The organism is Marinobacter sp. (assembly GCF_052094685.1).
Taxonomy (GTDB): Bacteria; Pseudomonadota; Gammaproteobacteria; order Pseudomonadales; family Oleiphilaceae; genus Marinobacter.
The window spans coordinates 1-11992 of record NZ_JBQDKB010000038.1 but is presented as its reverse complement, the minus strand read 5'-3'; the positions used below and the strand labels follow the sequence as shown (position 1 = coordinate 11992).

Annotated in this window: 9 protein-coding genes, 1 pseudogene and 3 riboswitches; of the genes and pseudogenes, 6 read left to right on the top strand and 4 right to left on the bottom strand. The window is 52.8% G+C overall.

Going from position 1 to position 11992, the window contains the following annotated elements; all coding sequences use genetic code 11:
- Positions 1–122 precede the first annotated feature (122 nt).
- Both ACTH3S_RS09485 and ACTH3S_RS09480 read right to left on the bottom strand, forming a co-directional pair.
- A pseudogene (locus ACTH3S_RS09485) lies at positions 123–401 on the bottom strand (DsbA family protein); the annotation flags it as partial.
- 247 nt (positions 402–648) lie between these two features.
- Positions 649–1956 carry a carboxylate--amine ligase gene (locus tag ACTH3S_RS09480; protein ID WP_441808766.1) on the bottom strand — a complete coding sequence of 436 codons (1308 nt, stop codon included), beginning with the start codon at positions 1954–1956 and terminating at the stop codon, positions 649–651.
- A gap of 212 nt (positions 1957–2168) precedes the next feature.
- Here ACTH3S_RS09480 and ACTH3S_RS09475 point away from each other — a divergent pair, with 212 nt between their 5' ends.
- Positions 2169–4148 (top strand): hypothetical protein, encoded by a 1980-nt coding sequence (locus tag ACTH3S_RS09475; RefSeq protein WP_441808765.1) that lies wholly within the window; start codon positions 2169–2171, stop codon positions 4146–4148.
- Positions 4149–4161: 13 nt separating this feature from the next.
- Here ACTH3S_RS09475 and ACTH3S_RS09470 read toward each other — a convergent pair whose 3' ends face one another.
- Positions 4162–5601: a sodium:solute symporter family transporter gene (locus tag ACTH3S_RS09470; RefSeq protein ID WP_441808764.1), complete on the bottom strand. Its 1440-nt coding sequence runs from the start codon at positions 5599–5601 to the stop codon at positions 4162–4164.
- 86 nt (positions 5602–5687) lie between these two features.
- Positions 5688–5795, bottom strand: a riboswitch (TPP riboswitch).
- Positions 5796–5893: 98 nt separating this feature from the next.
- A riboswitch (TPP riboswitch) is annotated at positions 5894–5989 on the top strand.
- Positions 5990–6046: 57 nt separating this feature from the next.
- Between ACTH3S_RS09470 and ACTH3S_RS09465 the strand changes: the two genes are divergently transcribed.
- The 5 genes from ACTH3S_RS09465 to ACTH3S_RS09445 all read left to right on the top strand — a co-directional run bounded on the left by ACTH3S_RS09465 (position 6047) and on the right by ACTH3S_RS09445 (position 11760).
- Complete coding sequence (locus ACTH3S_RS09465; protein ID WP_441808763.1) at positions 6047–6820, top strand: 3-oxoacyl-ACP reductase; 774 nt, start codon at positions 6047–6049, stop codon at positions 6818–6820.
- Positions 6820–8136: an LLM class flavin-dependent oxidoreductase gene (locus ACTH3S_RS09460; protein WP_441808762.1), complete on the top strand. Its 1317-nt coding sequence runs from the start codon at positions 6820–6822 to the stop codon at positions 8134–8136. The genes ACTH3S_RS09465 and ACTH3S_RS09460 overlap by 1 nt, the downstream gene beginning before the upstream one ends.
- A gap of 54 nt (positions 8137–8190) precedes the next feature.
- Positions 8191–9180, top strand: coding sequence for an MBL fold metallo-hydrolase (locus ACTH3S_RS09455; protein WP_441808761.1), 990 nt, complete (start codon positions 8191–8193; stop codon positions 9178–9180).
- A gap of 327 nt (positions 9181–9507) precedes the next feature.
- Positions 9508–10962 (top strand): malate:quinone oxidoreductase, encoded by a 1455-nt coding sequence (locus tag ACTH3S_RS09450; RefSeq protein WP_441808760.1) that lies wholly within the window; start codon positions 9508–9510, stop codon positions 10960–10962.
- A 64-nt stretch (positions 10963–11026) separates the two neighbouring features.
- Positions 11027–11195: riboswitch (yybP-ykoY riboswitch) on the top strand.
- Positions 11196–11202: 7 nt separating this feature from the next.
- On the top strand, positions 11203–11760 hold the full coding sequence (locus ACTH3S_RS09445; protein WP_441808759.1) for a manganese efflux pump MntP: 558 nt from the start codon (positions 11203–11205) through the stop codon (positions 11758–11760).
- Between the two features lie 46 nt (positions 11761–11806).
- On the opposite strand, the gene ACTH3S_RS09440 is transcribed toward ACTH3S_RS09445, so the two are convergent.
- The coding region (locus ACTH3S_RS09440) for an EAL domain-containing protein (protein WP_441808758.1) at positions 11807–11992 on the bottom strand (186 nt) is incomplete at its 5' end.

The window sequence follows — 11992 nt, the reverse complement described above, 5'->3', positions numbered from 1 at the left end:
CTTATTCAACCTCGAGTTCTACAGAGACTTGCCAACCCTCAAGGCCGGAATAAATGGCCGAACATAAAAAGTTGTGATTCCAGGCCTGCAGCCTCTGCCGCTTCCCAAGCGCTGGCAACCTATCGGTCATCGTGCCAGGCAGGCTGTACTTCTACGGCTTCAAGCACAGGTTGATAGAAATTCTGAAGGCGAGCTGCCTCGAGCATCCTGGATACTTCCTCGGAGCCCTGATGAAAAAGGGTATATCGCAAAGCCAGGCGCACCTCACCGGGGTATTCAGCAAGAATCTGCTTAACGACTGGGTAGAATGCCCGGCAAGCTTCGCAGGAAGGTTCGAAAAATTCCATGATGGTTACAGGAGCGCTAGCCGGCCCGAACGTAGGCGAATGAAAGCGAACAAGAGCTGACTGCTCGTCAACCTGTTGCGCGGTACCGGCTGCCGACCCACTTGTAGAAACAGCTGGCATAACTGTTTTCCATGACAGACCCTAATTTTAAACGCACTAAACGGGGTAGGCTTAAGCCTTAGGGTTACGGTGTCTATGAGTGGTCATTCGGCAAACGCAGAGGCCATCCACGATTCGGGCGGCTGGGCGGCCAGAATCATGGAGCTCACATTTGTTGCAGTTGAATTGCTTTAGCTAATATCTATACGTAAAAGTCTAGCTCTTCCTGAGCTTTCAGCAGGTCCCGCATCTTGATGGGGTCGTCACCAAAGAAGAAAATCAGCCCCCAGTGAGTTCCAAAGGCTGACCGATCAGGAACGGTTTCTTCTGTCGGCGCGACCAATTCGTGAGACTCAAAGTAGGGGTGATCAATCGTTTCCTTGGGCATTTCTAGCCTGCTGACCACACGGCGCCTTGGATACACACCAAAGCAACCTGCATAGCCCTTCGCACCTTCAACTTCGCGCGGGAAGAAAGCATCTACTTCCTCTTGGGTGCTTTTAGGATCAAACACCAACATTGAAGCCTGGTATGCGCTGAACCCATAGGCCCGCTCAATTAACTCGAACGCTTTGAATCCGGGCGGACGATACGCAATTTCGCCAAAGTACATTTCACCGTCTGCGGTAACGAAGTACTCGGGGTGAATCAGGCCAAATTGAATGTCGAAGGTTTTGATCAATAGTTCGATCTGCTTGGTGATCGCGGTGCGCCAACTTTCGAGTTCCTCGGTAGCTGGCACGAACACCGAGTAGCCCAGTGTTACGTATTCGGAAATATTGAGAAATTTGATTTTTCCGTTATGGATCCAGGCCTCAACCGCAAACTCCCAGCCATCCAGGTGACTTTCCATCAGCAGGGGGTATTCCTCGGGCGGGATGGCGTCAATTTCTTCAATTTTTCGAATCATTCGGTGGCCAAGGCAGCCGGCTTTGTCGAACGCCTTGACGTGAATCGGATCGTCCGGGTCCCCATCAAGGTGGAGCAGTGTCTGGTTAACGCGCTTCATAAAACGGACGATGTCGTCTTTTTCGTGTGCCTCTTCGAAGATGCCCACACGAATCCCCCCAAGCTGAGCGCGGCGCTTCATCAGAGCCTTGTCTCGAAACAATATAGATTGCCCGAACATGCGGGGGCTGTTGAGGAGAACAGAGTTAATGGCACCAGACCACTCAACGGTTTCCTCGAAAAGCGGTATCGCGACATCAACGCCTTCTGCTTTCAGTTTTTCCGCAATCTCCAAAGATCGATCATTCAGACGGAGAAAATCCCATGGGATGAAAGGTATTTTGTTCGCTGTACAAAAATCTTCAGCCCATTCTGGAGCAACCACGATATAGCGGCGATCAAACTTCTGCGCAGCCTTGATTGCATTAATGCTCCAGCCGAGTAGGGCGATGTAGCCTTTATTCGGATCCTTGGGAGTTTCGGTGCCTTTAACTGAGTCCATGCTAGGATCGAGCCAGGCTGCTACCTCTTGGGCTAATTGGGTTTCTGAGGCTATCGACATTCGTATTTCTCCTTGAAAATTGATCCAGGCAAACTGCGCCGATACTGGAACACTCTCAAAAAACTGAGCTATGTGGCATTGCCGCTAACTTCAATATAGTTGCCCTAATTACAATTAGAAACAAAACCTCCCCGAATAGTTTGCATCCAATAGGCCTTAAGAGCATCTTTGGGTTATAAAAAATGGCTTATCGAATAGACAGGGAAAGCAAGATGCCGAGCCCAGATTCTGATCCAGATACCGACACTTCCATTGCAAGATTTGATGAGGCCTTGGAGCAACTTTCGATTGCTCGGCAGACTGCCCCCATAGCGTCTAACCGGGAGGTACTGGAGGCAGCACTTCGCGTTATGGCAGCGCGCGATGGGCTGGCTGCGCTCTACGCTCGAGTACCCGCAATGGAAACCAAGGGCGTGTTTACCAACGGTGACTGGGGCCGACCTGCGATACTGAGACCCGCACTCGCCGTGCGAACGTTACGCCAGGGCGCACCAGATTACACGGCGATCGAAATATTGAGCGAGCTTCGCTTACTGGCAGTCGCTATGGGTGATTACCTACATTCTGGAATATCCGCAGAGCAGGCCAAACACTTTCTGACCCAAGTGACGGCCTTGAATCTCGATTTGCTGTCTGGTCAGATGAGCGAAGCCGATCGGGAACGGCCGCAGGAACTCGGGCAAATAGTCAATTCGCTCTATCAGTACCTGATCAGCAGGCTGGGCTATGAGAGCATTCTAGACAGTTTGGTGAATGAAGTGCGCCGTTTGCTGGCCCAGCGACCAATACAAACAGGTAGCATCAAGCAGATGGTTAGTCAGATTGCTAAATGCTTGTTTGACCCGGCAATAGAGACCTCAGGCATGGATAAAGCAGCGCGTCTTGTCAGTGCTTTATTCGGCCCAACTATAGGCTGTCGCGACGATCCGGGATTTGCAGTTTATAGCGAGCGCTTGGCCACCATGGACGAATCTGCGCTGTCTACAGAGGCGAAGGGCTTTGCCAGTGCAATGCATGAGACGGGCATGGTTTCTCCTTACCATCCCATTCTGTTGCGCCACCTGCGCGGGCATTGGGATGAACTGATACCCTTGGCATTGGGTTTGAGCATCACCGGCAACGATGTTCTTCAATGCTACCGCGAAATTGTGCTCAAACTGATCGACGAGGTCGTACACCCCGAAACCTCTCAGGCTGTATATGGCTTGGCCATGTTCCTTGAGCGAGGATCTTTGTTTTCACCTCCATTAGCTTCGGGCCTGTGGCGGCAACTCGAACTAAAATTGTGCCCGACAGCGTCTGAAAACCTGAGCGCAGCATTTGGTAATGCACATCCTCCACGGGTGTATTTGCTCGCCGGTGTATTGTGCCTTCTCGGGCTACCGCTGGGTGTTGGCCAGGGTAATAACCCGACTTGTCAGTCAGTCATCGGTCTTTCCATGTGGGCTTTCAACGATGCCGATTTCCTGCTGCAACTGGTGGCTTGGGCGGCTCGTGATGACGATGTCATCATGCGTTTTGAAGGCCAACAAATCACCTCACAATGCCTGGAAGCAGGCCTTGCGAAGGAACCTCCCACCGATGTGGATCCGGTTTCATTGATTCTGGTGCCTCACCTTGACCGTATTTACGGTGAGATGGGTCGCTTATGCGGCGTTCGCGACGACGATCTACACCGCTGGATCAACCCGGAAATGTATGGTTGGTGGGTAGGCCATGATTTTCTCAGTGTTATTAGCCAAGAGACAGGAGCAATCCATAACTACGAGTCATTTATACGCCACTTTTATGCCTGTTATCACCCTTATTACAACGGCAGCATACCCGTGATACATCCGCAACCAGCGGGCATTGCAGTCACCGATAGTGGAGGGCGACTCGTTGGACGCCATGCGATCACAATCATCCGTGTCAGCCTTGATCGCCTTGGCGAGATGCGACTCTACTTTTTCAATCCCAACAATGACAGCGGCCAGGATTGGGGCCAAGGTATTAATTGCTCAACGCAAAGTAATGGCGAGCGCCATGGCGAAGCATCACTGCCGTTCGCTGAATTTGCTTCACGCTTGTGCGTATTTCATTACGATTCGAGAGAGCTGGGAGACACATCGGCGGTTCCCGAAATAGATGTAGAGCGCGCCACAGAACTCGGCCGCGCCAGTTGGGCTGCAAGCTACGAGAAAGACGCATAACGCTCAGAGTTGTTTACCCATCCAGATTCCGCACCCGCTGCGCCAATATGGAAAAATCGAAGAGCTTGCCTTTGGGCACAAGCAACAGCAAAAGCGACACGGCGATCGGCACCAGCGATGCTAACAGGAAAGATTCCATCAAGTAGGTAGTGGGAGCGCCCGGTGCAGGGAATACCATAAGCCCGGCGGTCAGACCGCATAAGGTACTAAATACCGCGTTATAGCTCTGGTAACGGGCGTTGTAGAAGCCGAAAAAGACCGGAAAGGCCGCAGCGCAGCACAGTAAATCGGCCAGCAGGAACAGATAAAGAACACTGTAGCCTTGGGCCGCAACAAGAAGCACCGGTACCGAAAGCACCACAATCAACCAGCGCGAAAGTGACAGCAAATTGTGATTGCTCAGCTTGGGCAGTAGCCGTCGTAGATCCACCACCATAATGCTCGTCAGCCCGCTAATAGTGGAGTCGGCACTGCTCATGATCAGCGCCAACCCGAACGGCAGTAGGCCTATGGCAAACCACAGCGGTACGTCTGCCAGCAGAACGCTAAAAAGCGCCACCGAGCCATCCCCGGGTAACCCCAGCCCCACGAAGGCCAACCCAAAAAGGCCCATAATAAATATGACGGGGAAGCTCAATAGCCCGCTGATGATAAACCCGTTACGGATCACTTTATTATCGCCGGCGGCGAAGATGCGTTGCCAGGTTCCTTGGTAAAACAACCCGGTCAGTACCACGGCAATAAAAAACGTTAAACCGGACTTCAGACCGTTGATGTCTAGTGGGTTCAGCAAGTGCGGGGCTTTTTCCTGCAAACCCTGCAATGCGGGGGCTAGCCCGCCGACTGCGTGCCAGCCGAAACCAATCAGCACAGCCAAAAATGGCAGAATAACCAGCATCTGCACCCGGTCAGTAAAAATGGTTACTCGCAAGCCACCGTAAAGGGTGTAGAGCAGGGTGGCCGTCATCACAATGCTGGCCGTAAGCCACAGAGGTACCGGCGCCAGCAGGGCAACCATCTGGGCGATGGCGGTCAGCCCGGCGGTTAGGCTGATAAATAAGTAGAAAACCATGATAACTAGCACAAAACTGTACATCACACGGCCGTAACGGCAGAGCACGAATTCGGTAAGAGTGTGGCCCTCGGGCATCAGCGTGCGGATACGGCTACCCAATGGAATCATGATCAAACGCGGTGCAAGTGCGCCCAGGGCGTAACCGGTTACCGCACCGATACCACCCCAGGTTGCGGCCTGTGCCGGGCCAAATAGAATCCAGGGGCCCATGGTGGTGGCCAGCAGTGTCAGCAGGGTGGCGGAGCTGGTTTGGCTGTTGCGGGCAACCAGAAAATCATCCAGATTGCCCTGTTTGCGGCGAGCGTAGATCAAGCCAGGTACGGCGAAAAGCGCAGCAAATAAAACCAGCCACACAAGTGCGGTAGAGGAGCTTAGCATCGGTTGTCTTCCTTGCGTGTAGCATGATCGCCAAAAATGGCTCCACCGGGACACTCGCGAAGGAAGAAAGGCGCACAGGAATGCGTATAGCAGGCGTTTTCCTTCCCTTCGCCGGCATTACCCGGATCAGGTTCGAAGGGTTACCGCACAAAATGCGGAGTCTCAGCCGTTAACCGGCTCCCCTAGGACTGGCCACAGCGTAGGAAGTCTGCCAGTACTTGTCAATTGCAGGTATCTTTGATGGGTTCGGATGCGTGAGGCCTACAAGAGCGTGCTTGGTGTGCTATGGTTTTGGCTCGACACGGGGTGTCCTATTTACAGGACTGAGATAACACCCGTTGAACCTGATCCAGTTCATACTGGCGAAGGGATGTCAGCCGCAGGCGCAGACGAAATATGTCGCCGCACCTGCCTCATCATGCCTTCGCCTCATTTTGAGGTGTCTATGCAACAATCTTTTCGTCTTGATCAACAGTTGGTGCTGGTAACCGGTGGTGCCCGAGGTTTGGGTGAGCACCTGGTACGCGCGTTTCTGCGAGAAGGCGCCAACGTCGTTATCAATTACCACACCAGCGGGGAGGCCGCGCAAAGGCTGGCCAATGAAGCGCCGGAGCAGGCACTGGCCGTGCAGGCCGATGTCACCGATCGCGCGGCTGTGAAAGACTTGTTTGCCCGCGCCCGGCAGCATTTCGGAACTCCAGTGACCACGGTCATTAACAACGCCCTGCCGGATTTTTCATTCAACGGCGATGCTCGCCCCAACGCGGACCAACTAAGCTGGGACAACCTGCATCAGCAGTTTTTGGGTGTGGTGGGTGGTGCCCTGAATACCACCCAGGCGGCGCTTGACGGCATGCGCGAGATGGGGTTCGGCCGTATCGTGAATGTGGGAACGAACCTGTTCCAAAACCCCGTGGTGCCTTACCACGATTATACCGCCGGCAAAGCAGCCCTGCTATCGCTCACCCGCACTCTGTCCCAGGATTTGGGGCCTGACAATATTACCGTAAATATGGTCTCCGGCGGCCTGCTGCGCACCACCGATGCTTCCGCGGCCACACCCGAGGCGGTGTTCGATTTCATCGCGGCCAGCACACCGCTACGCCGGGTGACCACGCCCGCAGAGTTTGCCGATGTCTCTTTGTTTTTTGCATCGCCCTGGGCGCGCTCAGTCACCGGGCAGAATCTTCTGGTCGACGGTGGATTGGTGAAAAACTGATGGCAGCTTCACAGACCGCTAAACGCATGATGCACATAAACCTGTTTCTGATGGGCTGCGGCCACCATCGGGCCGCTTGGCGCCATCCGCAATCCGCAGTGGAACAGCTGGGAGATATTCGCTACTACGAGCGCCTGGCGCAAACCGCTGAACGCGGCAAGCTGGATGCTGTGTTTTTTGCCGACAGCAATTCTGTGGGCAATGTGTCTGATGGTAGCTGGTGGTACCTGGAACCGCTCACTGCCATCGCCGCCATGAGTCGAGCGACCGAGAATATTGGCTTCATCAGTACAGTCTCCAGCACCTTTTATACACCCTTCCACGCCGCACGCCTGGTGGCCTCACTGGATCATATCTCTGGTGGTCGCATTGGCTGGAACGTGGTGACCTCAATGTTTGATGTTGAGGCCAGAAACCACGGCTATGACGCGATGCCAGGCCATGCCGAGCGCTATCGACGCGCCGAAGAGTTCGTGCGGGCCGTGCTTGGACTATGGGATTCCTGGGCTGACGATGCGCTGACATTTGATCGCCATGGCCATTACGCCGACCCTGATAGAGTGCAACCCATTAATCACCACGGAGAGTTTTTTCGGGTTGATGGCCCGTTGAACGTACCACGGCCGGTGCAGGGCCATCCGGTGCTGTTTCAGGCTGGCGCCTCGGAGCAGGGCAGAGCCCTAGCGGCGAAATGCGCAGAGGCCATTTACGCGGTGGCCTACGATTTACCGGCGGCCCGGAACTACTATCGCGACATCAAACAACGGATCAAGGCGGCCGGCCGCGATGTCACTGTGCCCATCATGCCTGGGCTGGTCACCTACGTAGCGCCAACCGAAGCCGAAGCACTGGCTAAACAGCGTGAACTGGATGAGCTACTTCCAGTGGATGCCTCTTTACGGCAGTTGGCCATGTTTATCGACCAGGATTGCTCTGACTGGGCGTTGGACGCTCCGATACCACCATTGCCGCCGTTAGAAGAATTCAGCGGGCCGCAGGGACGCTATAGCACGATATTGCGCATTATTGAAACCGAGCAACCCACGCTACGCCAACTGCTGGGTCGACTGGCGGCGGGCGGTGGCCACTGCACCATGGTCGGCACGCCTGAGCAGATTGCCGACAAGATGGAGCACTGGTTTAATAACCAAGGCGCCGATGGTTTCAATTTGATGCCGCCGTCTCTACCCAGTGGCATCGAGGACTTTATCGAGCAGGTGGTGCCGGAGTTGCAACGCCGCGATCTGTTTCGCAGCGAATACCAAGGCAGTACTTTGCGTGATCACCTAGGGCTCGCGCGACCGGATTTAAGCTAAACCTGTGCCAGCGCAGATTTTTTGAACACAAACACAAAATGTAGAGGTATAAAAATGATTATACGTCCCTTGATGTTTTCCACTGTGTTGTTGAGTTTTTCAACAGTAGGGTTCGTGTTTGCGAGCGAACAATCTATGCCTGAAGCATCGCCGGGTATCACCCAGCAGGGTGCGGACGCCTATGCCTTCAAGATTGGCGACGTTCGGGTTACGGCGCTTTCAGATGGCACCGTGCCACAGGATCTGCACAAAATTTTGCAAGGAATCACCACAGAGAAAATTGACGAACAACTTACGCACGCTTACCAGTCCAACCCCGTCGAGACATCAGTCAGTGGATTCCTTCTTGAAACGGGAGACAGTCTCGTTCTGGTGGATACGGGCGCGGGGAATATGTTCGGCCCTGGGTTCGGTGGCAAATTGCTTGATAGTCTGGATGCCGCTGGGTTCAAGGCAGAAGACGTGACTGACGTTCTGATCACCCACGCCCATTCGGATCATATCGGCGGGCTAAACCGGGATGACCAAATCGTTTTCGATAATGCCACGGTTCATGTCGGCAAGCCCGATGTCGACTTCTTTCTGGATCGTGAGAACGCAGCGAAATCCGGCTATGAAAAGCTTTTCTTTGATCAGGCTATCCAGGTCCTTACACCTTATATTGATGCCGGCAAAATTGACGTTTTCGACGAGACCACCGAAATCCTTCCTGGGGTGACGGCCAGCCTACATCCGGGCCACACGCCGGGTAGTGCTTTCTACACACTGGAAAGCCAAGGCCAGACACTCACCTTCGGGGGAGACATTATCCACGCCCAAGCGGTACAGTTTCACGACCCCTCGGTAACCATTGTCTATGATGTGGACTCGAAGATGGCCTCCAAAGTACGATCAAAAGCGTTCTCGGGATTCGCCAATGATCGTGACTTGGTCGCCTTGCCGCATATGCCTTTCCCGGGCGTTGGCCATATTCGCGAGGCGCAGAACGGCTATGACTGGGTGCCCGTTAATTACGGCAACCGGGAAGTCAAAGAGACCGAGTAAGATGAGCACTAAATAGAGATTTCTATCAGTACTTTTAAGCCTCCTTTGGGCCGGTTCGCGAAGGAGGCTTGGCCGCTTCACTGAAGTCTAAGTTAGATAAGTAATCGAGGGGCTTCCGAAACAGGGATCAGACTCAATCACCAACTGATTGACCGTTCCTTGTCGCCTTCTGTGAGCGTAGTCTATGAGTGCAAATATGGTGACAATCCTCATGACGGTCTCTTGAAAGGATTGGCTCAGGGCGAGAGTGTTTGGATCCATGCATGAACAAGTTTTGAGTAGCGTTGTGACGAATATCTAAAATTTTGACACTGGCGGGTAGACTTTATGAACGTTGTCATCATAGGCGCAGGGATTATGGGAACTACTTTTGCCACGTTGGCAAAAGAGTTGGCACCGGATCTGGATATCACCATTTTAGAGAGACTGGACAGTGCCGGCGCGGGAAACTCCTCTGCATTCTGGAACGCCGGCACAGGGCACGAAGCGAACTGTGAGCTTAACTATACTCCAGTGGATGGCGAGGCCATTTCCATTGAAAAAGCTTTTAAAATTCATGCCCAGTTCAATGTTGCCAAGCAGTTTTGGGCGTATTTGATTGAAAAGGGTGCTATCAAAGACCCTAAAACGTTTATCAATCAAACCAAGCATTGCACCATTGTTTCCGAATTCGCCATTGAAGAACTGCGGTTACGGTTCAAGGAAATGTCGGCCCATCATTTTTTTGAACACATGCGGTACTCAGAAAATTTTGATGAAATAAAGAGCTGGATTCCCTACACCATGGACGAGCGCCCACGCCATGAAAAAATGGCGGCGACCGCCATTGAGACAGGTACAGACGTTAATTTTGGTGCGTTAACGACGCAAATGGCGGCCTACGCAACCCAGGACTTGGGTGTAAAGTTTGAGTATGGCACCCACGTTAAGCGCGTGCACAGGAGCCCGACCGAGCGGTGGGTTATCGAGGCTGAACGCAAAGGAAAACCGGTTCAGTACAAAGCGGATGTGCTTTTTGTCGGTGCCGGTGGGGGCGCATTTCCGCTTCTGAAGAAAAGCCACTTGCCGTTTCGAAACCGCTTCACCGGCTTTCCTGTGGGCGGGCGTTTTCTTCGGGCACCGATCAGTGAGGAGCAAGCCGAGTATTACCGGGCTAAAACCTATGGCAGAGCGAAAGTGGGCGCGCCTCCCATGTCTGTGCCGCATCTGGATTTGCGGCTGGTTGACGGTAAGTATTACTTATTGTTTGGTCCTTTTGCCTCATTCAAACCTCTTCTCGAGAGAGGGCGTAGTTTTGTTGATTACCTCAAATCCATTCGAGCGCATGATATCCCGGGCTTGCTGAATGTCGCCCTAGAGAATTTCTCCTTGGTTAAATATCTAGTTTCAGAGACGTTCAAGGGGGAACAGAGCATGTTCGAGGAACTTGACAGCTTTGCTCCGGGCTTGAGTAAACGGTTTGACTGGAAATCGGTTCAAGCCGGCCAGCGAGTGCAAATCATCAAAGACCGAGGTTTGCAGATGGGCACAGAAATCCTTGTATCCAGGGACAAAACGTATGGGACTTTACTGGGGGCCTCGCCAGGGGCATCGGTTTCGCCCGAAGTGATGCTGCGCTGCTTGGAACAATTGATACCGTCGATCTTTTCTAAGGAGGAAGCTAGGAAAAAGAAGCATGAGATTTTCCCTGAAGATGATCTGAGTACATTAATCAGTCATCCGGAACGTTACAGGGAGATTCGCGATGCAGCTAACAAGCTGTTGGGTATAACTCAGCCATAGGGACAAACAAGCGGAAGCATCTCCATGACTTTCCGGTTTGATTTTAAAGGCTGCTGTGCTAAATTTAGCGCTCTTTGGGGAGTAGCCTGCTTCCGGTAGTCGGAAGAGTTCGTATCAACATACCTGGCCACACGCCATGGTACGAACACCTCTCGGTTGGCGAGACCATCGATATATCCATGCCTGATGGTCGGGCGTGTGGATATGTCGTGGACTCAGTGCCTGACCGGAGAACACCGAATGAACCCCATAGCCCTTCTGTTGTTGGCTTTTTCAATGTCTACTGATGCGTTTGCAGTAGCCATAGGGAAGGGCGCAAGCCTTAAAAAACCCCGGTTTCTCGAAGCCTTAAGAATGGGCCTCATTTTTGGTTCCGTCGAGGCCATCACGCCCCTTATTGGCTGGTTAATTGGCAATGTTGCGGCGTCTTATGTGGATAGTTGGGGGCACTGGGTAGCGTTCGCGGTATTGGTGGCTCTCGGCGTGCACATGCTCTATGAAGGTCTGACCCCAAGTAGGGAAGAAATAGAAAAACCCTCCAGACATTCATTTCTCAAGATTGCTTTAACGGCCTTTGGCACAAGCATTGATGCAATGGCAGTGGGTGTAAGCCTGGCATTTGTAGAAGTGAGTATATTTCTGGCAGCTGGACTAATTGGCCTAGCCACAACAGTGATGGTTACGTTAGGCGTTATGGTGGGCCGAGCTGTGGGCTCGCTGTTCGGCCAGAAGGCTGAAGTTATCGGCGGCCTGACACTAATTGCGGTCGGAGCATGGATCTTATCAGGTAATCTTTAATTATCCTCGGTCGACGAGCGGGCTGCTCAAGCTAGAGCAACCCCGATTAATATGTTGTAGTGTGCTGAAACTCAATGAGTTCTTTAGCCGGTATAGGTTTGCTAAAATAATACCCTTGAGCTAAATCGCACCCTAATTCATTCAAAAGTTCAAGTTGCTCAAGTATTTCAACGCCTTCAGAAACAACAAGTAAGTCCAAACTATGCGCCATCGCTATGGTCGCTTTCACTAG

Coding starts and splice junctions, on each gene's coding strand:
- ACTH3S_RS09470 (WP_441808764.1), bottom strand. CDS start 5,601: ATGCTAAGCTCCTCTACCGCACTTGTGTGGCTGGTTTTATTTGCTGCG.
- ACTH3S_RS09475 (WP_441808765.1), top strand. CDS start 2,169: ATGCCGAGCCCAGATTCTGATCCAGATACCGACACTTCCATTGCAAGA.
- ACTH3S_RS09455 (WP_441808761.1), top strand. CDS start 8,191: ATGATTATACGTCCCTTGATGTTTTCCACTGTGTTGTTGAGTTTTTCA.
- ACTH3S_RS09480 (WP_441808766.1), bottom strand. CDS start 1,956: ATGTCGATAGCCTCAGAAACCCAATTAGCCCAAGAGGTAGCAGCCTGG.
- ACTH3S_RS09460 (WP_441808762.1), top strand. CDS start 6,820: ATGGCAGCTTCACAGACCGCTAAACGCATGATGCACATAAACCTGTTT.
- ACTH3S_RS09450 (WP_441808760.1), top strand. CDS start 9,508: ATGAACGTTGTCATCATAGGCGCAGGGATTATGGGAACTACTTTTGCC.
- ACTH3S_RS09445 (WP_441808759.1), top strand. CDS start 11,203: ATGAACCCCATAGCCCTTCTGTTGTTGGCTTTTTCAATGTCTACTGAT.
- ACTH3S_RS09465 (WP_441808763.1), top strand. CDS start 6,047: ATGCAACAATCTTTTCGTCTTGATCAACAGTTGGTGCTGGTAACCGGT.